We start from the raw sequence: 24,374 nt of genomic DNA, 5'->3' as shown, positions 1-24,374 counted from the left end.
GGATTCCGCCGCATGCCGGGAAGGCACGGGCGGGATCCGCGAAGAAGAGTGATGGATTGCGGACTATGGTCGTATGGTCATCACCTCACTGGAACGATAGGCTTGGTGGACTCACCGGGTCATCGGCTCAACGCCTCGATCTGCAACAATGGATTGCCTTCGGCAAACTCAATGTCACCTCGGCGTTGCCGCGCCTCGGCCTCGGCTACCGATGACCCACCGGGTCATCGGCTTAACGCCTCGGCATGGCGCTGGGCGAGCTCGGCCTTGATCTGCGGCTCCATCTTCTCGTACTTGCGGTAGAAGCACATAATCACAGCCACGATCGCGTACACGATCACCGGCAGCCAGATGAAGCAGAAGCTGATCGCGTTGAGGGACTGCTGGCTCTGCTCGGCATTGGCCACGTAGCCGTTGGCGTTCATGATCTCCAGCGGCACGAAGGCGCCGAAGCCGGAGCCGACCTGGATGCAGAAGGCGGAGTCGAAGGCGGTGAGGAAGCCGGCGGCGTGGATGCCGCTCTTCCACTCGCCGTAATCCACGGTGTCAGCGAGCATACCGAACGGCATGCCGCAGGCGATGGCCGCGCCGATCACGCCGATGGTCCAGAACACGACCGCCAGAGCCACGGAGTCGCCGGCCAGCGGCATGAGCATCTGGCCGACGGCACCGATGGCCAGGCCGATGATCATGGTGAGGGTCTTGTTCTTGAGCCTGTTCGCCAGGATCGGCATGGCGATGGTGCCGAGCAAGCCGACGATCTGCACGCCGTTGAACAGCGAGGTCAGGTTCTCGTTGCCCAGGTTGCACTTGGCGTAGTAGGTGGACATGCCGTTACGGGTGGACTGCGCGACCCAGTAGATCACGAAGGCAACGACGATGATGATCCACGGCGAGTTGCCCTTGGCGGCCTTGAGCGAATCCTTGAGCGGGATCGGCTTCTGGATCTCCGGGTGGTAGTTGCGCTCACGCAGGTTCATGAAGGCGAGCACGAGCAGCACGATCGCGATCACGCCGTAGATGGCGGTGACGATCATGAAGCCGGCCTTGTCGTTCTTCTCGCCGCCGCTGACCATCTGGCCGAACACGCCGACCAGCGGAATGGTCAGGGAGGAGGTGATGAAGGAGCCGATCTGGCCGCCGGCCATACGGAAGGAGTTGGCGTTGTTGCGCTCGGTCGGGTCGGAGGTGAGGTTCGGCAGGATGGCGGTGATCGGGGTCTGGATGCCGGTGTACACGGCGCCGGCGGCCAGGATGTACGTGATCAGGGCGTACCAGAACTTCATCGACGGATCCGGCAGGCTCGGCGCGGTGAACGCCAGCCACACGGTGATCGCGAACGGCACGCACAGCCACAGGAACCACGGGCGGCTCTGACCCCACTTGGTCTGGGTGTGGTCGACGATCGAACCCCAGACCACCGCGGCGATGGCGTCCGCGAAGCGGGCGACCAGCAGGATGGTGCTGGCGCCGACGGCGCCGGCGGCGGGGATGCCGAACACATCGGTGTAGAAGTACATGATGTACGTCGAGATCGTGACGTACAGCAGGTTGCCGGCCATGTCGGTGAAGGAGTAGCTGATCTTCTCCTTCAGCGACAGCTTGACCGCGCCGGATTCGGCGGTTGCGGTTGCGTTGCTCATGGGTGTTCCTTCTTCATTGATTGGATTGGGTATTCAGTTATGAGGGGGGGGGCAGGGCCCGGACCGGTGCGGCACCATGGCCCGGGCCTGCCGGAGAGTGGAGGGACCGGAACGGTCAGAAGTCGGAGTCGAACCAGACCTGCATCTGGCCGACCTCGCGGTTGGCCCACGCGTAGTACGGCACGAGCTTGACCGTGACGGGCAGGTCCGTGGTCACCGTGGAGGCGTCCGCGTACAGCGGGGCGTCCTTGATGTCCTCGGCGCGCTTGAACGCGGGGACGGTGAGGGCCATGACGCCGTCGAGCAGGTCGGGACGCCACTCGGCCGTGGCGAGCGCCGCGTCCATATGGCGGATCTTGTAGTTCCACAGCGGGCGCGGGTTGTCGCACTCCTCGGCGCAGTACACGACCGGGCCGCGCATGACCGCGACCTTGCCGGCGTCCCAGCGCACGGAGGACTTGGCGCGCACGAAGTGCACGGCCATGTCGAGCGCCAGCTCCACCACGGTCTCGCCTTCGGCGGCCTCGATGGTGACGAAGCCGTCCTTGACGGCGGCGGAGTCCGTCACATCCACGCCGTTGACCTTGAGCTCGTACTTGGCCGCGGACCAGCCGGGGATGCGCACCATGAAGCGCACCGGCTCGGCGCCCTCCGGCACGGTGACGGTGAAGCGCACGTCGCCCTCCCACGGGAAGTTCGACTCCTGCCTCACGGCGACGCCGTCGAGGAACTCGGCCTCGTTCGCGATGAACTGGTGGGCGGCGATCACACGCTCGTCCTCCTTGACCGTGTACAGGTAGCGGTCCACGGAGGCGCAGGACTCGCCGTACATCGTGTCGTTCGGCAGGTCGTAGTCGTAGGTGAAGGCCTCGCCCACATGGGTGGAGCCGACGCCGCCGGTGATGTACATGCGGCGGCGCACGATGTCGCGCCACAGACGCTCGGCCGTGTCGAGCAGCTCCTGATCACGGGTCAGGCGGGCCACATGGGCCACGCCGGTGAGCATGTAGGCCACGCGCACGGCGTGCCCCTCCGCGGTCTGCTGCTTGCGGATCGTGCGCGCGGTCTGCGTGTACTCATGGCTCCAGGCGAGCATCTGCGGGAAGATCGGCGTGGCGCCGGCCTCGCGGGCGGCCTGGTTCTGCTTGTCGTAGAACTCGGGGTCGCGGCCGCGCACGTCGATGAAGAACTTCGCGAGCTTGAGGTACCGCTCCTCGTGCGTCACCTCGTACAGGCGGCACAGGGCCAGCTCGATCTCCGGGTGGCCGTCGGCGCCGGGGATCTTGCCGTCCTCGTCGCCGAAGTTCGCGTCGAGGCAGTCGGCCATCTTCGTGGCGATGGACAGGGCCTGCTCGCTGCCGGTCACCTCGTAGTAGGCGACGCCGGCCTCGATGTAGTGGCCCATCACATACATCTCGTGGCTCTGCTGGATCTGGCTGAAGCGCGGGCGCTTGGCGTAGGAGCCGGACTTGATCATGAACGGGGTGTCCAGGTAGCCGTCCTCGCCCTGGGCGCGGGCGATGAGGTCCACGACCTTGTCGCACAGCGCCCTCAGCTTGGGGTCGTGGTCGTACTCGAGCGCGTACGCGGCCTCCTCGAGCCACTTGTACACGTCGGAATCCTGGAACACCATGCCGTTGAAATCGGCCTGCTCGTCGCCGGCGACCACCTTGAGGTTGCGCACGGCGTGGCTCCACTCGCGGGAGAGCGCCTCGACCTCCACGCCCGAGGGATCCTCGGGGATGTCGATGCGCTGTTCGTCGTTGATGACCGCCCACTGGTAGGGATCACCTCGTTGGCGACGTTGTCGCGATACCTCTTCCAGAATGGCGAGGTCACCGTCACCTGTGCCATGATGTTGCCTTTCCTTGATGCTCTTCGCTGGGCGTGTGAACGAACCGTCTGCGCTGACTGCCGGCCCTGTTCAACGCTGTCACCAGCGATGATATGGACCTGCGGATGGCCGGATTCATGGGTCTTGCGGTTGCGAAATTTTTCGCTTATCGTGGCCGTTATGGGCACTGGCACAAGGCATCGCAGCGGAGCGAACGTCACCTTGGCCGACGTGGCGCGCGCCGCGCACGTCTCCGTCTCCACGGCTTCCAAGGCGCTCAACGGCACCGACCGCATCTCGGCGGAGACGCGGCGCAGGTGATGCATGTCGCCGACTCGCTCGGGTACCGCCGCCCCCGCAGGCACGCCGGGCACGCCCGTCACGGCGACGGCACGGCGGAGCCTCCGGCGCGGCGGCGTTCGGGGTTGGTCGGCGTGGTCACCTCGGATTACAACGGACGGTTCTCCCTACCGCTGCTCACCGGCGCGGAAAGCACGCTCGGCGCCGCCCGCCACGCGGCCCTGCTCATGAGCTCGCACGGCAGGACCGAGCTGGAACGCAGCCATATCGATCTGCTCGCGGTGCACGGCGTGGACGGGCTCATCATCGTGGGCGACACCACGAACCCCCGGCCGCGCGTCCCCGACTCGGTGACCATGGGATTGCCCATCGTCTACGCCTACGACCCATCCTCCGACCCCAACGACTGCAGCGTGATCTGCGACAACGCCGGCGCGGGACGGCAGGCCATCGAATACCTGCTGGGCATCGGCCGCCGGCGGATCGCGGTCGTCGGCGGATCACACAACTTCCAGGCGACGCGCGACCGGATGGAAGGCGCGCTCGCCACGTTCCGCCTGTACGGCATCGCCCCGGCACGGATGCTGAGCGACCAGTGGAGCGAGAACTGGGGCGAGCGCGCGGCGGCGCTGCTCGACCCGGGCACCCCGGCCGGCCGGACCGGCCTGGCCGGCCCGGCCGACGGTCCGGTCGACGCGGTCTACTGCCTCAATGACGAGATCGCCCGCGGCATGGTGCGCGGGCTGATGGCGCGCGGACTGCGCGTGCCGCAGGATGTGGCCGTGGTCGGGCACGACGACTGAGAGGTGTTCTCGGTGAGCGCCCACCCCACGCTCACCACCTTCGACAACAACATCTCGCTGCTCGGGAGCACGGCCGCGAAGCTGCTCATCGATGCGATGCACGGCCTGCCGCACCATGGGGTGTCGATGATTGAATGCCCGATGCATGTGTGCGAGTCCACCGACGCCGCCCGCCACACGCCGCTGCGTGGCTCCGGTTGGTTCACCGGCCTGGAGGACGGCTGAGCCCGCCGGCGGCCGGTTCCGCCGGCGGGGCCGGTCAGCCCTCCAGCACGCGGCGCACGACCACCGCGTCGCCGGGCCAGGCGACGGCCTTGCCGTCGATGATGTTGCGGGTCTCGTGGCCCTTGCCGATGACGAGCACGATGTTGAGCCGGCCGGTGGCCTCGGCGTCGGCGCGGGCGCCGGCGATGGCCTCGCCGATGGCGGCGGTGCGGTCGATGTTGATGCGCACCTCGGCCTTGGGGTCGGTGACGAACGAGGCCATCTCATCGCAGATCTTGCGCGGGTCCTCGAAGTTCGGGTCGTCGAGCGTGAACTCGAAGACGGCGGCACGGCCCAGCGCGCCTTTGACGATGCCCTCGCGGCGGTCGATCGCCTTGCCGCCGGTGGTGCCGGCCACCAGCGTGATGCGCGGGTCCCGATCGCCGTACACGCGTTCCATCTCGTCCACCAGCGCCTTGGTGGACAGGTAGTTGTGGGCGAAGTCCACGAACACGAGCAGGTTCTCGCCGCCCGGGATGCGTTCCATGCGCCCGGGCACCTGCACGCGGCCGACGGCGCGCATGGCCGGGTCGTCGGCGGGCACGCCCGCCGCCTGGGCGAGCGCGATGGCGGCCGCCGCGTTCGCGAAGTTGAACTCGCCGAGCATATCGAGCTCCACCAGGCCCAGGTCCCGGCCGCCGACGGTCACGGTGAAGCCGGTTTTGACGGCGGGGTCTGGGCGGGCCACCACGTCGACGCCCTCCGCGCCGGCTCCGGCCTCGCGCACCGCGAACTGGGTGACCGGCACGCCGTGGCGGGCGGCCTCCTCCATGAGCAGGCCGTGGTGGGCGCTGTCGGCGCCAAGCACCAGCCTGCGGCAGTTGGCGATGATCTGGCGCTTGCAGAAGAAGTAGTCCTCGAAGGTAGGGTGTTCGATCGGGCTGATGTGGTCCGGTGAGATGTTGAGGAACGCGGCCACGTCGAAGGTGATGCCGTGCACGCGGAACACCTTGTACGCCTGCGAGCTGACCTCCATGACCAAGTAGCGCATGCCCGCGTCGACGGCGCGGCGCATCATGCGCAGACTGTCCAGCGGCTCGGGGGTGGTCAGGTGGGAGGGCTCCCAGGTCCTGCCATCCAGGCAGCAGGCGATGGAGCTCATCATCGCCGCGTGGCCGCCGGAGTAGGCGTTGAGGATCGCGTGGACGAAGTAGTTGGTGGTGGTCTTGCCCTTGGTGCCGGTCACGCCGACGAGCGTGAGCCGGTCCTGCGGGCGGCCGTAGAACTCGGCCGCCACCAGGCTCATCGCCTGGTGCACATTGTTCACGATGACGCCCGGCGCGGCGGTGCGTCCGGCGTATTCGGCCTCGGCCACGTACAGGCCCAGGCCCTTGGCGTCGATGCCGTCGAGGAACTCGGGTTGGAAGCGTCCCTTGATGAACAGCAGGGTGCCGGGGACGACCTCGCGGGTGTCGTAGGTGATGGCGGGGATGGGGGCGTCCACGTCCACGCCGTCGAGCCGGTCCGGGTCGAGCGTCCACAGGTCGCCGTGGATAATCTCGCGCAGCAGGCCGTGGCCGCGCAGCAATTCGACGACGGAACGCAAGGTGATCGCCATGGCAGACTCCAGACTCCTTGGAAGGCTCGAAGGCTTGCAGGCTTGCAGGCCCGGCCGGTTCCCCGACCGTGTGCCATTGTAGCGTCGCGCCCGGCCCGCCCGCAGGGCCGCGCATACGAAAAACCGGACCGCTTCCGCAGTCCGGTTTCCTCCGGTGCCCCCTCAGGGACTCGAACCCTGGACACGCTGATTAAGAGTCAGCTGCTCTAACCAACTGAGCTAAAGGGGCGTTGGTCTTAGAAGTTCTCACTTCCGGAGCCGAGTGATAACTATACTCACATTCTCCTTCCGTGCAAATCAACACCCCTTCACGGCGTGTCTCCAGCATTTCCAACGGTTTTCACTCCGACTCCGGCCGGCCCCGTCACAGCAGCTTGCGGATGTCGACGGGGCACGAGAGCTGGTCCTTGAGCGTGCTCAGCGAACCGAGCACATCGGCGGGCGACGACCCACCCGTAGAGCCGCCGCCTTGCGCGGCCTCCCCCGAGGTTCCGCCCTGCGCGGCGTCGCCCTGCGCGTTCGGATCCGCAGCCGCGCCGGGGTCCGCAGTCCCCTGGCCGTCGGCGGGCGTCTGCGCGCCGCCCTGCGCGCCGCTCTGGCCGTCGGCGGGGGCCGTGGCGCGAGGCTTGGCCGGCTGCCCGGTGCAGGCGTCGGTGACGGCGCCGTTGGAGCCGGTGTGGATGCCTGTCTCGTTGATGATGGGCGTGGTGGTCACGTCGAGCAGCGAGGAGACGCCGGCCGCGGTCCGCACGGTGAAGGCGATGGTCTCCTGCTTGCCGGCGGGCAGGTTCCGCAGGCGCACGTTGAGGATCTGATGCTCGTCGAGCATGCCGTTGGCGACCAGCTCGGCATGGTCGTAGGCGATCGAGGTGATGGCGCCGCCGGCGGGGGCGGTGAGCACCAGCCGCAACCCCATCTCGCCGGCCTTGTAGCCTTCGGCGATCTCCTCCGCGGCAGTGCCGGTGACGAAGCCGGGCAGGTCCTTGACCTGCTGCTCGGTGAGCGTGTTGCGCACGGTGAAGACGACGGTGTATTCCTCGCCCAGCGACGAGGTGGGGACCGCCGCCAGCGCGGTGGAGCGCGTGGGGGCGTCCAGCTGGTCTGTCAATCGCCTGTTCCAGGCGTTGAGGTTGCCGTCGCAGGTGCGTGTGACGGTGATGTCGGTCTGCAGATACCAGTCGAGCTTGCTGGCGTGGGCTTCGGTCAGGTAGATGCCGGCGACGGGCTTCGACGGGTCGTCCGGCAGCGCGCCGGCGGCGTTGGCGTCGATGAGCCCGGTCTGCACCAGCGCATCGAACTCTGGCTGCTGCGCCATCCACAGCTTGAAGTGGGCGCTTTCCGTCGTCTGGCGCAGCGCCTTGAGCAGATTCGAGGCGTTCGAGGCGTTGACGCCGGAGAGCACGTGATTCATGATCTCCTTGGCAGCCTTGGACACATACTCGTTCTGGTCGTCGAAATCCGGATGGTCGATGTACAGGTCGCGTTCGAAGAACCGCAGCGTGTTCGACCCGTCGAGCACCTTGCCGTCGTCTAGGGTGACGGCGCCGGTGGCTTCGACCATCGACTGCAGGAACACCGGGTCGACCATAAGCACGCCGTCGACCTGCGTCCCCTCGTTGCCCGGCTGCATCTGCCAGAGGTTCTTGAAGGTGACGGCCGCACGCGGGAAGTTCGGGTTGACGGTGGTCGTCTGCGGCCACCGGTACACCTGCGCACCGTAGATCGCGGCCTCCTGCGCGTTGGCCTCGTCGAAGGGGGCGTCCGGATTCTGCCATCCACCGGTGGTGTCGAAGTCGCCGATCTCCACCATGCCCTGGTCGGCGGTGATCGCCGTGTAGGTGCCAACCATGCCGCCGGCGGAGCGCAGCTCCGCGGGGTTCTGCACGGCGACCAGGTAGGTGCGCTCCCCGTTGGCGCCGAGCAACTGGGGAACCAGGTCGATGAGCTCGTCATAGCCGTCGAGCATGTCGTCGACCGTCTGGAGCCCGGAGATGCCGGTGTCGACGAGCTGGGCGACCTTGCCGATGCTCGGACGCTCCAGTTTCTTCAGTCGCTTGAGCTGGGTGTGGATGTCGGAGCGGGCGGTGCGCACGATACCCGGCATGTCCATGAGCGCGGACATATCCACGGTCTTGTCCTGCAGCGAGAACCCGGAGAGCCGGTGCGCCAGGTCCATCATGTCGGTGAACGGTCCGTCGACCAGCTCGCCCACGGCGTCGAGCGTCGTGCGCGCCGCCGTGATGTCGCTGCCGTAGGACGTATGGTCGCGCAGGAAGGTCCACTGCGGCTGGTCGAGTTCGTCGCGCAGCTGACGCGTGGCCTCGACCAGATGGTGCGAATCCTTGGAGATGTCGCCGCTTCCGCCGCACCCGAGCGCGGTGTTCGCCAGATTGTTGGCCGCGTCGATCATGCGGTTCGCCTGCCAGAGCATCGCCGCGACGGAGGCGCCGAAGACCAGGACCACGGCGAGCAGCAGGCCTGCCACCACACTGACCGCGCCCAGCACGATGCGCCCGGTGCGCCGGGCGTCCGCGAGCTGGCGATGCCCCTTGTACTTGATGTGGCGGGGGGAGATGCGCATGACAGACCTCGTGCTTCGCAAATGGGACCAGACAACCCCCTGATAATACAATGCGGGACGGCGAGGAGGCCCGGAAACGGCGGTCTGGCGGCACAAACTCCACGAAATCGCACCATGGCGTTCATGCAACATTCAGGAAGCGGACCCGTCTGAAGCGCGCGCCGACAAGCCGCGCCACCCGGAACACCGCACCCGGAACACCGGAAAGGCCCCCGCCGTCCGGCCCGTGCGGCGGCACGGACCGGACGCGGCGGGGGCCTTCCGGTGCTTAAGCTCAGACTCTCGGTCTGGTGTGGCCCGCCGTCAGGCGGACCGGGGGATTCACTCGGCGACGACCTTCACGAAGAAGGAGGCGGTGATCTCCGGGTGCAGGGCGACCTTGGCCGGGAAATCGCCGGTGGTCTTAATGGTCTCGACCTCGATGGTCTTCGGGTCGACGGCCACGGGCAGAGCCTTGGCGATCTCGGCGGTGGAGACAGCGCCGAACAGCTTGCCGGACTCGCTCACCTTAGCGGCGATCTCGATGGTGGTGCCCTCGATGGTGTCCTTGGCGGCCACGGCGCCCTCGCGGGTGGCGATGGCCTTGGCCAGGCGGGCGCGGCGCATCGCGTTGATCTGCGCCTCGGCGTTCTTGTTCCACGCGAAAGCGAGGCCCTGCGGGATCAGGTAGTTGCGGGCGTAGCCGGCCTTGACCTCGACGACGTCACCGGAGTGACCGAGGTTGGCGACGGTCTTGGTGAGAATGACCTTGGTGTTAGCCATGATGCGTTCCTCCCTAAACTCAGCGGCCCGAGGTGGCGTACGGCAGCAGAGCCATCTCGCGGGCGTTCTTGATCGCCTTCGAGATCTCGCGCTGCTCCTGGACGGTCACGCCGGTGATGCGGCGGGAGCGGATCTTGCCACGGTCGGAGATGAACTTGCGCAGCAGCGCGACGTCCTTGTAATCGATCTCGGTGACCTTGGCCGCCTTCAGCGGGTTCGGCTTCTTCTTGAACGGCTTGATGGGCGCCTGCGGACGCTTCCTTGCCATGATGTTCTCCTTATGAATGTCTGGAAACTGTTGTTCTTCGCGCTGCCGCGCGGGGCTCAGAACTCGGGCTCGTCGCCGTCCCCGCCGAAGTCGGAGGAGGAGCCGAACGAGCCGAAGCTGTTGCCGGACGAGGCCGGGGCGCTCCACGGATCGGCGGCCGGTGCGGCCGGGGCGGCCGGAGCCGCGGGGGCCAGGGCCTGCTGGGCGGGCGCGCCACCCTGGTAGCCGGCGCCACCGGAATACCCGGCGCCGCCCTGATAGCCGGCGCCACCGGAGTAGCCGCCGAAGCCACCGTTGCCCTGCTGGGCGCGGGTGCCGCCCACGAAACCGCCGTCGGCGCGGGACTGACGCTGCACCTGCGCGGTGGCGTAGCGCAGCGAGGGGCCGATCTCGTCGACCTGCATCTCCACGACGGTGCGGTTGGAGCCGTCCTGCGCCTGATAGGAGCGCTGCTGGAGACGGCCCTGCGCGATGACGCGCATGCCCTTGGTCAGGCTCGCGGCGCAGTGGTCCGCCAGATCGCGCCATGCGGAGCACCGCATGAACAGCGCCTGGCCGTCCTCCCACTGGCCGGTGCTGGCGTTGCGCACGCGCGGGGTGGATGCGATGGTGAAGCTCGCCACCGTCGCGCCGCTGCCGATCGTGCGAAGCTCGGGGTCAGCCGTGAGGTTGCCCACGATGGTGATCGTCGTCTCGCCTGCCATGACACTTACCTTCTTACGTTTCGTTGGCGTTGGTTGCCTGCCCCGGCCGGGGCCCGGGCCGCCCGCACTTGGCGGACAGCCGTGCGGACGCCGCCCACGCGTCGGCTATGCGCCGACCATGCGTCGGCTTACTTGGCGTCCTTGCGAAGGATCTTCGTGCGGAGCACGGATTCGTTGAGGTTGAGGACTCGGTCGAGCTCGTCGCTCACCGCGGGCTCGCAGCTGTAGGTCACCACGACGTAGTTGCCCTCGGTCTTGCCGGCGATCTCATAGGCGAGCTTGCGACGGCCCCAGTAATCGGGGTCATCGACCTGGCCGCCCTCCTTGGTGACGAGCTCCAGATACGGCTCGGTCAGCTTCTTCAGACCGCGCTCATCCAGCTCGGGATCGGCGATGAACATCAGTTCGTACTTATGCGCAGACATCACCCACCTCCTTCGGACTAGTCGGCCGCGGACGTTCCGCGGCAGGAGTGTGTTCACGCTATGCCCGTGCGACGGGTGACGCGGTGCGACACGCCGGCGCCGAGCAACCTGTCCAATATAGGTCGGCCCGCCGACAGGCCGCCCGGCCGCCGGCCCCGCCCGCAGGCCCGTGGCTCACTGGAGGTCCACCGGCAGGCAGTCGTTGCTCGTGTACCCGTTGGCCGAGCACCACCCGTTGGCCGCCTCCGTGGTGTCGAAGGGCTCGCCGGAGAGGATCACGTAGTAGTCGCCGGTGTTCGTCTTCGTGTAGGTGGGCCAGTCGCCGCTCCACACGAGCAGTGCGTTGGGATGCTTGGACTTGCACGTGAGGAACTGCCGGTAGATGTCCGCGTAGCCCCAGGTCTTGCCCTCCACCTGCATGCCGAACTTCTTGCTCGACAGCTGCGTGGTGTAGGTGGAGTAGAAGTCCGATGCCTTCGACGAGTCGTGGCTGGTCTGCCATTGGAGCGCGGTCTGCGCGTAGCGCTCGGCCGAGTTCTTCGCGATGTCCGCGCCGCCGAGCGCGCCCGCCGCGCCCGCCGCGGGTTGGCTCTGCGGGGTCTGCCGGCCCTGCACGACCACCTCGGCGTCGTCCGCGTCGATCTGGCTGGAGGGACGCCAGTGCTGGGAGGCGTTGAAGGCGAGTTTGACGATGGCCTCGCCGTCCTGGAACGCGATGGGGTGCTTCGAGAAGTCGAAGACGGCGGCCGCAACCACGTCGCCGTCCTTGACAGTGACCTGCACGTCCTTGGCCGCGTAGGCCGCGTCCCCGTCCTCGCAGTTCGAGGTGAAGGTGAACGCGCCGATGAGGTTCTCGCCGCTGCGGTCCACGGAGCCGAGTTCGGCGTCGGGCACGGCCACGCAGGCCGCCTTCCGCTCCTTGCCGCCTTCCTTCTCGGCGCCGGCGCCGTCCTTGGCCGACGCCTTGCCGGCGTCTTTGCCGGCGTGGGTGGCGACGACCCCGTCGCTGGCCGGGGCGGCGCCACGGTGCGAGGTGAACCACCAGATGCCGACGCCGGCCGCGGCGATGGCCAGCGCCGCCACGACGGCCACGACGACGAGCACGATGGTCCGGGTCCGCTTCCCATGCGGCGGCTCCGGCTGGTCGGCCACGGACTGCTCCGGGACAGGCATGACGGGTTGGACCGGCGGAATCGACCCCGGCTGGGCGGGCTGCGTGGGTGCTGCCGTTCCGCCGGAGGCATCCGCGGCTGGGACGGCCGGGGCGGAGGCGTCGTCCTCGACGGGGCGCGGACAGCCGCAGACCCCGCAGAACTTATCGTCATCGCCGAGTTTGTTGCCACATTGAGGACACCACATCGCTGCCCCTCCTCCTTGCCGGAACGCTTCTCTCACGTCGTTGTGCTTCCAGTCTAGCCGCTGCCGTTGCGCATGTCTTCGCCTCCCGGAAACAGCATCCGGGTTACCATGGGTAACAGTCCCACGGCGTAGTGAGACGCCGAGAAGAAGGAGCACACCATGTTCTGCACCAATTGCGGGGCGCGATGCAGCGACACCGCCAAGTTCTGCACGCATTGCGGCCATCCAATCGTCCGACCGCCCGTCCAGCAGCCTGCCGTCGCGCAGCCCGCCGCCCAGACCGCACAAGCTCCGGCCGCGCAGCCCAAGGCCCAAGCGGCCCAGACGCCGCCCGTCGTGCCGGCCCAGCCTCAGGTTCCGGCCGTCGCGCAACCTGCGGTTCCGGAGCCAGCCCCGGCTATGGAACCGATCGCAGCGGCTCCGGAGCCGGAGGCGGCCCCGGAAACACCGGATATCCCAGCCGCCGACATGGCCGCGGTCACCACCGACACGGAGCCCGCGGCCGCCACCGATGTGGCCCCGGCCCCTGCCGACACGATGACGCAGGAGACGCCGACCGAGGCGCTGCCGCGTCCCGCCGACGCGGAGCCCGCGAGCGCCCAGCCGACCATCGTCATCCCGACCACGGCCGACGCCGCCGCCCCGCCGGATGCGACGACCCTGCCAGCCACGGACATGGCTCAACCTGATCAGCCCGGTATGCCCGGCCAACCTGCCCAACCTGCCCAGCCCGGCCAACCCGGCATGCCCGGCCAGGCCGGCGCGCCCGTCATGCCCGGCGCGCCCGCCGCGCCCAAACCCAATCCTGAGCTCGAGCAGCTCGGCGCGGACCTCAAGGACGGCCGCACCTGGCAGACCATCGGCGTCTCGCTCGGCCTGGGTATGGCGGCGGCCGTGGTCGCGGCCATCATCAGCGCAGCGGCGCTGACTGCCGTCTTCGCGCAGGCCGGGTCATCGCTGATGTCCTCCGTTCCCGGCATGGGCACGCTGTCCGGCGTGCTCGGCTCGGTGGAATCCTCCGCCCCGAACTTCCTGCAGCTCATCGTGATCATGCTCACGCTCACTTCGGCCGGCTCGCTCAGCGTCGCAGCCTCAGCGGAGGGATTCGGGCAGGATGCCTCGACCTCGATGGAGTTCTCGCTCGGTCTGGGCCTGGCCGGCGCGGCACTGTTCGCGGGCGCCGCATTCGGCGCGTTCTGGTTCGCCCGGCGGCATGCGATGCGCTGGCGCTGGACCGGCGTGGCCAGCGCCGTCATCGTGGGCGCGCTGGGAGGCGTCGCCTATCTGGTGCTGGCGTTGATCGGCCGTGCCACGCTCAGCGCCGGCATGTACGGCATGGGCGCCTCCGCGGTGCTGTCCGGAGCCACGTTCGGCACCTTCTTCTCAGCGTTCCTGGCTTCCGGCCTGGGCGCGGCGGCGGGGTGCTTCCTCGCCTCCGCGGCGCCGGACGGCTCGAATGTGTTCATGAGCTTCTGGCGCTGGCTGCACCGCGCGCGTGGGTTCGTGCGCACGGTGGTGGAGGCGGCGCTGGTGTACGCGGCGCTGTACACGGTGCTGCTGCTGGTGGTGCTTATCATCCTGGCCGCGCAGTCCCATCAGGCGACGGTCGTCCTGCTGCTGCCGGTACTGTTCCCGTGGATGGGCACGTGGATCATGGCGATGACCTGCTTCGGTGGCATCACCATGAGAGCTGGCAGCGACTCCGTCCTCACCATGTCGCTGTTCTCCCCCAACATGGCCAGCCAGTGGGCGCTGTGGGTGGGCGTGCTGCTGTTCCTGGTGGCCACGTGCTATGTGGCGCTGCGCCTGAGCGCCCGCGCGATGTATGACCCGTCCAAGGGCGGCTGGCAGAACTCTTGGAAGTCGCCGCTGACCGCCGGCGTGGCCTGGCTGGTGTTCACCGGACTGTTCTGCGGCATGCGCGCCTCTTACGGCGGCTCGTCCTCGGCGGCGGACGTCCGCCCGGCGCTGTGGACCTGCCTGGTCGTGGCGTTGTGGATGTTCATCGTGGAAGTGGTGGCGAACACCTTCGGCCCGCATCTGGTGGCGCCGATGTGGAAGATCGTCGCCGGCGGCTGCGTGCAGCCGCCGCTGGCCTGGGCCGCCCAGCCGGCGCAGGCCCAGGCGCAGCCGGCAGCGGGTACGCCGGCCGCCGCGGCTCCGGTGCCGGACGGCGCGCAAGGCGCCGCCGCCCCGCCGGCGCAGCCGTCCCAGCAACCCACCCAGCTCTTCACGGCACCCACGCAGCCCGCGCAACCCACGCAGCCCATACAACCCACCATGGCGATGGCCGTGCCCCCGGCGGCAGTCCCGCACCAGCCGATGAAGGCCTCCACCAAGCGCGGTCTCATCATCGGCGGCGCCGTCGCGGGCGTCGTCGCGCTGCTCGCCATCCTCTGGGGTGTGCTCGGCGCCACGGTGTTCAGCCCGAAGACGGCGGTCCAGGAGTATCTGGAGGCCATCGCCGGCGGCCGCTGGAGCCAGGCGACCAAGCTGGTGAACCCGCAGACGACGGACAAGGAATCCAAGCTGCTCGACGACGCGGCCGCGAAGGACGGCGCCACCATCTCCAACCCGGAGGTCACCAAGGTCTCCATCGACGGCGGCTCGGCCACCGCGCAGATCCGCTATGTGCTCGGCGGCAAGCAGTACACCGGCTCGCTCACGGTGGCGTCGAACGGCCCGAAGTTCCTGGTGTTCAAGGACTGGGGCGTCGTCACGCCGCTGACCAGCACCCTGACCGTCTCCGCACCCGACGAGGTGACCGGCGTCTCCATCAACGGCGTGGATCTGGACAAGACCAATGCCGCGGGCGGCGAGTCGACGGGCTCCAGCTTCAGCTGGACGTTCAAGGTGTACCCGGGCGCCTACCAGGTCACCGCGACGAAGTCAAAGTACTACACCGCGGAAAGCCAGAAGGCGCAGGCAGCGACCATCGCCGACGGCGTGAGCGTCGACCTGCGCGCGAAGCCCACCGACGCGCTCACCCAGGCCATCGGGGACCAGGTCAAGTCCAAGCTTGACACCTGCGCCGAATCCACCGAAGCCGAGCCGGAGGGATGCCCGTTCTCCACCTACCGCTGGAGCGACGAGTACTACCGCAACTACTCGTGGAGCATCACCAAATACCCCAAGGTGACCGACGTGGATCTCAGCGGCTCGTTCAGCGCCAGCAGCGGCACGGCCAAGGTCACCTACGACCGCAAGAACTGGGACGACACCTGGGAGCCGGACAGCGACGAGGACAGCTTCGAGTGCTACGGCACCTACACCATCGACGGCAACAAGGTGACGGTGGACCTCAACAGCAGCTACTACTGACGGGTCGTGGTCCCCGTCGCCGTGTGCGGCGGGGACCGCCCGCGGCGACGTGTCCCGACCAGCGATGCCGTTACACTGGTAGGCGGCCCATCGGCGGCTCAGATCATCACGGCTCGAGGAAAAGGTGGATCAGCGGTTATGTCGGCAGTGCTCGAAGGAACCCCGGACAAGCGTCTCGCATTGGTGACCGGACGCGCCTACCCCGAGCTGGCGCAGGAAACCGCCAGGTTCCTCGGCGTCGACGTGTTCGAGACCACCGCCTATGACTTCGCCAACGGCGAGATGTACGTACGCTTCGCGCAGCCGGTGCGCGGCGCCGACGTGTTCGCGCTGCAGTGCCATTCCGGCGACATCAACGAGTGGATCATGGAGCAGCTCATCATGGTGGATGCGCTGAAGCGCGCCTCCGCCCGCTCCATCACCGTGGTGGCCCCGTTCCTCGGCTACTCCCGCCAGGACAAGAAGCACCAGGGCCGCGAGCCGATCACCGCGCGCCTGATCTTCGACCTGTTCCGCACCGCCGGCGCCGACCGCATCGTGACCGTGGACCTGCACGCCTCCCAGGAGCAGGGCTTCTTCGACGGGCCAGTCGACCACCTCACCGCCACCCCGATCCTGATCGACTACGTGCGCGGCAGCATGCCGCTGGAGAACACGACCATCGTCTCCCCCGACGCCGGCCGCATCAAGGTGTCCGAGCGCTGGGCCGCCAAGCTGGGCAACCTGCCGCTGGCGTTCATCCACAAGCAGCGCGACATCACGCGCCCGAACCATGCCGAGGCGCATGGCATCATCGGCGACGTGGACGGCCGCGACTGCGTGGTGGTGGACGACATGATTGACACCGCCGGCACGATCTGCGAGGCGGTGCGCACGCTGCGCGACGCCGGCGCGAAGTCCGTCACGCTGGTGGCCACGCACGGCCTGTTCTCCGGCCCGGCCATTGAGCGTCTGCGCGAGTGCGGGGCGCGCGAGATCGTGGTGACCGACACCGTGCCCGTGCCCGAGGAGAAGCGCCTGCCGAATATGACGGTGCTGTCCGTCGCGCCGTTGCTGGCCGCCGGCATCCGCTCCGTGTTCGAGGAGGGCTCCGTGGCCACGCTCCTCGAGGGGCTGCCGGAGGATATGAAGGCGCGCAACATCTACGCCTGATGCGCGCCGCCCGCTCACTTGAGCGGGGGCATCGGCTGCCAGTCGGGGTCGCGCAGCAGCTTGCGCGAGTCGCGCCAGCCTTCGAAGATCCGGCCGATGCCGGTCCGCACATGCTCGCGGTCCACCATCACCAGACGGATCAGCTCCTTGGCGATGGTGGCGAGGGTGCCGACGCCGAACAGGAACGGGCGGAAATCGCCGTGCACCATGAAGTAGCGGGCCATGTAGCCGCGGTTGCGCAGGATATGGTAGCGGTTCATATCCGACGTGGAGTTGAGCTGGCGTAAGCCGGCGATGTCCCAGTTGCCGATCTCACGCGTGCGGCGCAGGATGACGTCGGGCACGATGATGGGATTGGTGACTTTGCTGGCCAGATAGCCGTACATGGTGTCGTCCCAGTAGATGAAGAAGCGCGGGTCCGGCAGGCCGATCTGCTCGACGATGCGCCGGCGGAACAGACCGCCCTCGAAGCACAGCGTGTCCATCACGCGGTAGCCGGACGGGCCGAACGCGGCCGGGGCGATGGGGTTCGGGATGCCCAGGGGCACGATGAAGTCGTACTGCCAGTAGAAGGGGCCGTCGTCGTAATCGAGGCGGGAGCCCTGGATCACGTCGTGATGGGGCGTCCATTTGGCGAGCTTGGCGATGGCGTCGGGGAGCACGGCGACGTCGTCGTCCATGACCCAGAACCATTCGGCGCCGAGGTCGTAGGCCTTGCCCACGCCGGCGGAGAACCCGCCCGCGCCGCCGAGGTTGTCGGTCTGTGGCGCGTAGACGACGCGGGCGGTGCCGCCGGCCGCGTCGGTCTCGGTGGCGCCCCAGCGGCCGGCGACCGCGGCGGAGAAATCGCTGACCATCGCGGCAGTCTCATCGCTGTGCTCGTTGTCCACGACCACGATGCGCCACGGGGCCTGCTCCAGCGCGAGCAGGGATGCGAACAGCCTACCCAGCAGCTGCTGCCGCTTATAGGTGACGACGACAATGGCCAGCTTCTCGATGGTAGCGTCAGCGGACGCGTCGGCCGCGACGGGGCTCTTCCTGTCAGTCATATCCTCCACCATACAATCCGTGCCGACCACGGGTCCGCCGGCGCGGGCCGCGGACCGCCTGTCGCGGGCCGCGCCGCGTCGCCGGGCGCGCTCAGCGGGCTGTGCTCAGCGGGCGAGCATCGGCGCGACCCGCTCGTCGTAGGCCGTCAGCGCCGTGTCGATCACCTGATGCATGTCGTAGTACTTGTACGTGCCCAGACGGCCGCCGAACACCACCTGCGGCTCGGCCGCGGCCTTCGCCTCGTAGGCGGCGTAGAGCTTCCGGTCCGCCTCGGTGTTCACCGGATAATACGGCTCGTCGCCACGCTCGGCGAAACGGCTGTACTCCTGCCAGACCACGGTCCGGTCCGGGTTCTGCCGGTCGGCACGCTCCGGATTGAAGTTCTTGAACTCGATGGCGCGCGTGTACGGCACATCGGCGTCGGAATAGTTCATCACCGGGCAACCGAAATGGTCACCCTCGTCATAACGGACCTCTTTGAAATCCACCGTGCGCCACTTGAGGTCGCCGAGCTCATAGTCGAAGTAACGGTCCACCGGCCCCGTGTACACAACCGGCACCTTGCCCACCAGCGCGGCCTTGTTCCACGGCTGGCTGGAGTCGAAGAAGTCGACGCCCAGGCGCACCTCGATCCTCGGGTCGGCGGCCATGCGCTCCATCCAGGCGGTGTACCCGTCCGTGGGCAGCCCCTCCCACGTGTCCTTGAAATAGCGGTTGTCGTAGTTGAAGCGCACCGGCAGGCGCTTGATGATGTCGGCCGGCAGCTGCGAGGGATCGGTCTGCCACTGCTTGCCGGTGTAGTTCTTGATGAACGCCTCGTACAACGGGCGGCCGATGAGCTGCACGCCCTTGTCGTTGAGGTTCTGCGGATCGGTGCCGGCCAGCTCGCCGGCCTGCTCCTCCACCAGCGCCTTCGCCTCGGCCGGCGTGTAATGCGCGTGGAAGAACTGGTTGATCGTGCCCAGGTTGATCGGCAGCGGATACACCTCGCCGTCATGGGTGGCGTACACGCGGTGCACGTAACCGGTGAACGAGGTGAAGCGGTTGACGTAATCCCACACGCGCCGGTTGGACGTGTGGAAGAGATGGGCGCCGTACCGGTGGATCTCCGCGCCGGTCTCCTCATCCATATAGGAGTAAGCGTTGCCGCCGATATGATCACGCACGTCGATCACCAGCACGTGGGCGCCCGCGCGCTCCGCCGCCTGCTGCGCCACCGTCAGGCCGAACAGGCCCGCGCCGACCACTACCAGATCCGGCATATGCTCCGGAGTGTAGTGCTGCTGTGCCTGGGGCTGTGCCTGGGCCATGTGTCTCCTCGCTTTCCGCCGTGCATCCGCGCGCTGCCCGCCATGATAGCGGCGGGTGAGGGCAGAACTCACATAGCCGCTGTGCGGTTCGCTGGACTGGCCGGGTCATGTTGCGCAGCCGTGCGGAAAGAACGTCCTCGGACCGGACGGCAGATCAGAACGAAACCGTCCAACGGGCTTTGTGCCATACTGGAGCAGTCCGCCCATACCCGTCCCCACCCGTGCGCGCCGCGCACACCCACACCACAGAAGCGCCATCATGAACAGCACCACCACCCCTTTCATCCCCGGCAGCCACGCCAACGATGCGGCAGAGCCGCTCGTCTCCATCATCGTGCCGGTGTACAACGCCGAGCAGTTCCTGCGCCATTGCGTCGACTCGATCCTGGGGCAGTCCTACGGCAATCTGGAGGTCATCCTCGTCGACGACGGCGCCACCGACGCCAGCCCCGCCATCTGTGACGACTACGCCGCCCGCGACAGCCGCGTCACGGTGATCCACCAGGCCAATGGCGGCATCGCGAAGGCGCAGAACGCCGGTCTCGACGCCGCGCATGGCGAGTTCATCGCCTTCGCCGACAACGACGACATCCTCGACCGCCGCAACATCGAACTGTTGCTCAAGGCGCTGGTGAACACGGGTGCGGATATGAGCAAGGCCCGCTGGCGCCAGTTCGGTGTCTCCACGCTGGATACAGTAGCCCGCGAGGCCGCCGTGGGCGCCGCCGACCCGCGAAGCGTGACGGTGTTCCGCCATCCGCTGGCCGCCTACCAGACCGTGTTCTGCAAGTCGCTGCGGCTGATCGGCGACCGGCTTGGCCGCAACACCGAGGCCCGCTACTTCAACGAGGCGAACTGGTGCCGCCTGTACCGCGCCGAGCTGTGGGATGGGGTTCGGTTCCCCGAGGGCATGTATGCGCAGGACGTGATGGTGGCCGGCAAGCTCTACCTGCGCATGGACAAGGTGGCAGACATCGACGTGAGCCTATACAACTGGCTCCAGTCCCCCGGTTCCGTGACGCATAAGCAGCGCAGCTTCGGCTTCTACCATGACAACTTCGCCGCCGGCGCCGCGAACTTCCGCCTCTGCCTGGAGCATGGGGTGCGGCCGGGGCGCAGTTACTACACCGCAGTGGGCGCGTTGGCCGAGGAGAGGACCGCCCCCGACTTCGACGACCCCGCCAACCGCCGCCAGCATGACGACGACCGCGCCGAGCTCGCCGCCCTGCTCGCCCGTCTGACGCCCGCCCAGCGCCTCCACTGCGCCGTCACCCGGACGCTGAGGCTGCTGGAGAAACAGGTCTACGACAGGCGGGTCAAGAACATGAAGTGAGCAGACGCTGTCTGCACCACTGATTCCAGAATCCTGGAGTTAATCCTGGAATTCTGGAATCAGCCGAGCAAGGCATCCCGCCTATTACAGAGCAAAGCGATAAAAAGCGCCCACCGTATTCAAGACGGTAGGCGCTTAGCAGTTCAGTTACTGAGGCGCTGCCGCAGACGGGAGACTTTGCAACGCAACGTCTTGTCATATCTGTGCGCAAGGTCCTCATAGCGATGTTGCAAATCCTCATATTGAGCGGCCAACCCCTCGCTCCGTCCCTTGAAAATCTGAACGAACCTCTCATTGGTCTCCAGAGCCTCGCTAAGTTCCTTGACGCGTTTCCGCAGCCCCTGGCTCTCATAGGCGAACGCAAAATGCCGGTTCACCGAGTCGGAGAACTCAGTCGTCTGAGCAGGCGGATTGGGATTCTCGACCTCCCCATGATTGATCAACCGAACGATTGCGTCAAAATGGATTCCTAGCCTTCGCTCAACTTCTGAGAAATCAACGGGACGCTGACAATCAAATGCCTTCCGCACAGCGTCCTCCACCTGGCCGACCTCAGTCAGGTAATACTCCGACAGGCCAAGCGTGTCATACAAGTCCTTGGTCTTTTTGGTCTTCTGGTAATCAAAGGCGACGGTTTTCCGCCCAAACACTGAAGCCGTGACCGTACCATGAAGGCTGGTGCCGAGGTACAGCTCGCATCCGGACAGCACTGCGATGATGCCCTTCAACGACAACGGCGCTTCCGGCATGAGGAACTCCCCGTTCGACGCTTCGCGCAGTTCCCGGAGCTTGTCGTCGTCACCATGGGTGTATGCCAGCGGCAAGAGCAGGATCTTGCATCCGTAGGCCTCGCCGAGCCGCCTCAGGATTCCGACAATGGCATCACGCGCGTCATCGTCGATGAAGCGGTTGCAATGGAAAATGATGTATCGCTCATCATCCGGCACCACTTCGCTGCGCAACCTGATCAGTTCATCCTCGCTGGCGATGGTGCGCAAGGCAAAGCCGGTGTCCGGAACCAGATGGATGCCCCCGGACGGCAGCCCGCAGTGCTCAAGCACCTTCGCGGAAAACTCATTTCGGACGCTCAAATAATCGATGTTCCCAAGCAGGAAATGGGCAAGGGCCTCGTCGGCATCAAAGTCGTAGGGAATGCCCGGCGCGTTCCAGATCAGAGGAACGTCGTGCTTCATCTTCATGAAGGACGGTATCGCCCAGACCTTGTCCATCGGGTAGTCCACGAATTCCTCGTCCTGGAACGACCGCTTCTGCCTGTAGCGGTGCCAATGGATGATCTCGCCGCCACCCACGACAATCGCGGAGAACGGATTGTCCCGGTGCATGCGTTCCATGTCATCCAGCGAGTACACGTGCGAATCCTCGACAAAGCTCTCCTCGGCCTCGAAAGGTGAGAACAGCACAACCTCTGCCTCGCACCCGCGCTTGGTAAGTTCATTGCGGAACACCAGGGGGAACAGATGGTCACCATAGTTCGGGATGTCGAACACACCGCACAATGCCACACGAGACATCGACCTCACACTCCTGTCGGTTGTCAGTCGGACTCCGTCGTTCCCGGACGTAGGCTCAGTCTTGCAATCCAAGCACATCAATATGCATGGCCTTAACGTTCAGCACGCCGTTTTCCGCACCGTCTTTGCTCCTGACTGCAAAGTAACAGCAGTTGTCGTCATTAGTGAAGGCGATGGACCGGGGGACTGCGGCATCATCCGTCTGCCCTTCCCTCATGGTCGCGAAGATACGGTACTCCCCGTTGTTAACCAAGTCCAACGGCACGGAGAATCGCATGACATGATGGCCGCCTGCGACGCGGATCCCCTTGGACTCAGTCTGAGAGTCGACATCATATACCTGGGCCCCTCGCCTGACGTCTTGAAGAATAAGGCCGAGGTAGGCCGGCTTGTCCTCCGTGAACTCATACTCGACGGAGAATTCGAAAGGCTGGCTGCCGTCGACGAACTTGTCGCCTTCATGCGTGACCTTGAGCTTGGGTACACGGGCGTTCAGTCCCAGAGGACGCGCGAATTCGCCCTGATCCTTCGTGCGGAAGTAATTGCTGCTCTGCGCGTTCTCCAGACTGTATTGGTCCGCGACCGTCTTTGGATCCCCCGACGCCACGATTTCGCCGTCCTTGATAAGGATTGCCTTGTTACAGTACTGCTTCATGGCGCCCATACTGTGCGTGACCAAGATGACGGTCTTGGTAGGATCCTCCTTGACCTGTTTGAAAAACGCATCGCACTTCTGTTGGAAGGCCTCATCGCCCACGGCAAGCACCTCATCGAGGACGAGGATGTCACCCTGGGCCTTGATGGCCACGGAAAAGGCGAGGCGCACCTGCATGCCGGAAGAGTAGTTCTTGAGCTTCTGGTCCATGAAGGCGTCAAGCTCGGCGAATTCGACGATGTCATCGTACATCGCGTCGATCTCGGAGCGGCTGAAGCCGAGCAACGCGCCGTTGAGGTACACGTTCTCGCGACCGGTGAGTTCCGGGTTGAAGCCGACGCCGAGCTCAATGAAGGGCACGAGCTTGCCCTTCACCTCTACCGTGCCTTCCTCAGGCACGTAAATCTGGGAGATGATCTTGAGCAGCGTAGACTTGCCGGAACCGTTACGCCCCACCACGCCGAAGAAATCCCCCTGGCGCACTTCGAAGCTGATGTCGCGAAGCACCCGTTGCTCAGTGTAGCCTTTGATGCCCTTCGTCCAGTTGAGGAAAGCCATCTTGAGGCCCGTGGCCTGCTCAGTAGGCAAACGGAACGACTTAGCCACATGGTCGACCCTGAGCACCACAGGGCTCGAGTCCCGCTGCACTTCCATGTCCTTCGCTTCCATTGCGGCTTCCACCTCCATCTCAAAGCACCTCGGCGAATTTGGCACTGTACTTACGAAACACCACGATGCCAAGCACCAAGATGACAGCGGACAGCGCATAAGGAATCAGGCACAGCAAGGGGTTTCCCACGAAAGACCACACCGTGGGGATGTACTCCGGCGACAGCAGGTTGTGCCGGATATCCATGATGACCTGCGTGCTCGGGTTGAGCATGAGGATCTTCGACGCCCAAGCAAAGTCGGGAGCACGCTGGGCGATCATTGAAATCGGATAGATGATCGGCGTGGCGTAGAACATGGCCTGTGTGACGACATCCCAGATGTGTGCCACATCACGGAAGTAGACGTACAAGGTGCCCAACAGCAGTGTCACGCCCAGCGCAAGTAGGTAAAGCTGAAGGATGCTGAACGGTACCAGCAGCACGCGCCACGTGTAGTGCGCATGGGCGAAGAAACCGAAGACGATGACCACCAGCAGGTTGATGCCCAGCGAGATCATCGACCCCATCGTGGTGGAGGCCACGATGATGTAATTGGGAAAATGCACCTTGCGCAGCAGGTCGCCGCGGTCGACGATGGCGCGCATGCCCATGCTCGTCGCCTCGGTGAAGAAGGACCACAGGCAGGTGCCGCACAACAGCGAGATGGGAAAGGTGGGAGTGCCGTCCGAGAACTTAAGGAAGCGGACGAATACCACGTACATGACGGCGAACAGCATCAGCGGCTTGAGCACTGACCATGCCATGCCTAGGAACGATCCCTGATAGCGAAGACGGAAATCGGTCTTCACCAGTTCCTTGAACACCACCATGGAATACCGGTAGCGCTCCCCTATACGTCGAATGATGCTC

Annotated in this window: 16 protein-coding genes, 1 tRNA gene and 3 pseudogenes; 5 read left to right on the top strand and 15 right to left on the bottom strand. The window is 66.2% G+C overall.

Features of this window, described 5'->3' with window-relative positions; translation table 11 throughout:
• Positions 1-224: 224 nt before the first annotated feature.
• A complete protein-coding gene (locus H7U32_RS05775) occupies positions 225-1,643 on the bottom strand; it encodes an MFS transporter (RefSeq protein WP_204468871.1) in 1,419 nt (472 codons plus the stop codon).
• A 115-nt stretch (positions 1,644-1,758) separates the two neighbouring features.
• Positions 1,759-3,497, bottom strand: a pseudogene (locus H7U32_RS05770) (glycoside hydrolase family 127 protein).
• Positions 3,498-3,657: 160 nt separating this feature from the next.
• Here H7U32_RS05770 and H7U32_RS10775 point away from each other — a divergent pair.
• Positions 3,658-4,805, top strand: a pseudogene (locus H7U32_RS10775) (LacI family DNA-binding transcriptional regulator).
• A gap of 34 nt (positions 4,806-4,839) precedes the next feature.
• Here the strand turns inward: H7U32_RS10775 and H7U32_RS05755 are convergent.
• The 8 genes from H7U32_RS05755 to H7U32_RS05720 form a co-directional block, all read right to left on the bottom strand.
• A complete protein-coding gene (locus H7U32_RS05755; protein WP_204468868.1) occupies positions 4,840-6,402 on the bottom strand; it encodes a Mur ligase family protein in 1,563 nt (520 codons plus the stop codon).
• Positions 6,403-6,557: 155 nt separating this feature from the next.
• Positions 6,558-6,631 (bottom strand) — tRNA-Lys (locus H7U32_RS05750).
• A 135-nt stretch (positions 6,632-6,766) separates the two neighbouring features.
• The gene (locus tag H7U32_RS05745) at positions 6,767-8,983 is read right to left on the bottom strand and encodes a DUF4012 domain-containing protein (RefSeq protein ID WP_204468866.1); all 2,217 of its coding nucleotides are present in this window, start codon (positions 8,981-8,983) and stop codon (positions 6,767-6,769) included.
• Between the two features lie 321 nt (positions 8,984-9,304).
• The gene (gene rplI, locus H7U32_RS05740) at positions 9,305-9,745 is read right to left on the bottom strand and encodes a 50S ribosomal protein L9 (protein ID WP_204468864.1); all 441 of its coding nucleotides are present in this window, start codon (positions 9,743-9,745) and stop codon (positions 9,305-9,307) included.
• A gap of 19 nt (positions 9,746-9,764) precedes the next feature.
• Positions 9,765-10,013 carry a 30S ribosomal protein S18 gene (gene rpsR, locus H7U32_RS05735; RefSeq protein ID WP_204468863.1) on the bottom strand — a complete coding sequence of 83 codons (249 nt, stop codon included), beginning with the start codon at positions 10,011-10,013 and terminating at the stop codon, positions 9,765-9,767.
• Between the two features lie 56 nt (positions 10,014-10,069).
• Positions 10,070-10,717, bottom strand: a complete 648-nt coding sequence (locus H7U32_RS05730; protein ID WP_204468862.1) for a single-stranded DNA-binding protein — start codon at positions 10,715-10,717, stop codon at positions 10,070-10,072.
• 128 nt (positions 10,718-10,845) lie between these two features.
• Positions 10,846-11,142, bottom strand: coding sequence for a 30S ribosomal protein S6 (gene rpsF / locus H7U32_RS05725; RefSeq protein ID WP_204468860.1), 297 nt, complete (start codon positions 11,140-11,142; stop codon positions 10,846-10,848).
• Between the two features lie 174 nt (positions 11,143-11,316).
• Positions 11,317-12,315 (bottom strand): hypothetical protein, encoded by a 999-nt coding sequence (locus tag H7U32_RS05720; RefSeq protein WP_204468858.1) that lies wholly within the window; start codon positions 12,313-12,315, stop codon positions 11,317-11,319.
• Positions 12,316-12,660: 345 nt separating this feature from the next.
• Between H7U32_RS05720 and H7U32_RS11795 the strand changes: the two are divergent.
• The 3 genes and pseudogenes from H7U32_RS11795 to H7U32_RS05710 all read left to right on the top strand — a co-directional run.
• Positions 12,661-12,726, top strand: a pseudogene (locus tag H7U32_RS11795) (zinc-ribbon domain-containing protein); the annotation flags it as partial.
• 174 nt (positions 12,727-12,900) lie between these two features.
• A complete protein-coding gene (locus tag H7U32_RS05715; protein ID WP_239457550.1) occupies positions 12,901-15,822 on the top strand; it encodes an MFS transporter in 2,922 nt (973 codons plus the stop codon).
• A 138-nt stretch (positions 15,823-15,960) separates the two neighbouring features.
• Positions 15,961-16,974 carry a ribose-phosphate diphosphokinase gene (locus H7U32_RS05710; RefSeq protein ID WP_204468855.1) on the top strand — a complete coding sequence of 338 codons (1,014 nt, stop codon included), beginning with the start codon at positions 15,961-15,963 and terminating at the stop codon, positions 16,972-16,974.
• Positions 16,975-16,988: 14 nt separating this feature from the next.
• Here the strand turns inward: H7U32_RS05710 and H7U32_RS05705 are convergent, their stop codons facing one another.
• Together H7U32_RS05705 and glf are read right to left on the bottom strand one after the other, a co-directional pair.
• Positions 16,989-18,023, bottom strand: coding sequence for a glycosyltransferase family 2 protein (locus H7U32_RS05705; protein WP_204468853.1), 1,035 nt, complete (start codon positions 18,021-18,023; stop codon positions 16,989-16,991).
• A 105-nt stretch (positions 18,024-18,128) separates the two neighbouring features.
• Positions 18,129-19,334 (bottom strand): UDP-galactopyranose mutase, encoded by a 1,206-nt coding sequence (gene glf, locus H7U32_RS05700; protein ID WP_204468852.1) that lies wholly within the window; start codon positions 19,332-19,334, stop codon positions 18,129-18,131.
• 259 nt (positions 19,335-19,593) lie between these two features.
• On the opposite strand from glf, the gene H7U32_RS05695 reads away from it, so the two are divergent.
• Positions 19,594-20,667, top strand: coding sequence for a glycosyltransferase family 2 protein (locus H7U32_RS05695; protein WP_204468850.1), 1,074 nt, complete (start codon positions 19,594-19,596; stop codon positions 20,665-20,667).
• Positions 20,668-20,810: 143 nt separating this feature from the next.
• Here the strand turns inward: H7U32_RS05695 and H7U32_RS05690 are convergent, their stop codons facing one another.
• From H7U32_RS05690 to H7U32_RS05680, 3 genes are read right to left on the bottom strand one after another with little or no spacing between them, the layout of a single operon-like run.
• On the bottom strand, positions 20,811-22,199 hold the full coding sequence (locus tag H7U32_RS05690) for a polysaccharide pyruvyl transferase family protein (RefSeq protein WP_204468849.1): 1,389 nt from the start codon (positions 22,197-22,199) through the stop codon (positions 20,811-20,813).
• A gap of 55 nt (positions 22,200-22,254) precedes the next feature.
• A complete protein-coding gene (locus H7U32_RS05685) occupies positions 22,255-23,541 on the bottom strand; it encodes an ABC transporter ATP-binding protein (protein WP_440201437.1) in 1,287 nt (428 codons plus the stop codon).
• Between the two features lies 1 nt (position 23,542).
• Positions 23,543-24,334 (bottom strand): ABC transporter permease, encoded by a 792-nt coding sequence (locus tag H7U32_RS05680; protein WP_204468909.1) that lies wholly within the window; start codon positions 24,332-24,334, stop codon positions 23,543-23,545.
• Between the last annotated feature and the right edge of the window lie 40 nt (positions 24,335-24,374).

It is taken from the genome of Bifidobacterium pullorum subsp. saeculare (assembly GCF_016899725.1).
GTDB classification, from domain to species: Bacteria; Actinomycetota; Actinomycetes; order Actinomycetales; family Bifidobacteriaceae; genus Bifidobacterium; species Bifidobacterium pullorum_C.
The sequence above is the reverse complement of the archived record's forward strand: the minus strand, read 5'-3'. Positions and strand labels throughout refer to the sequence as shown.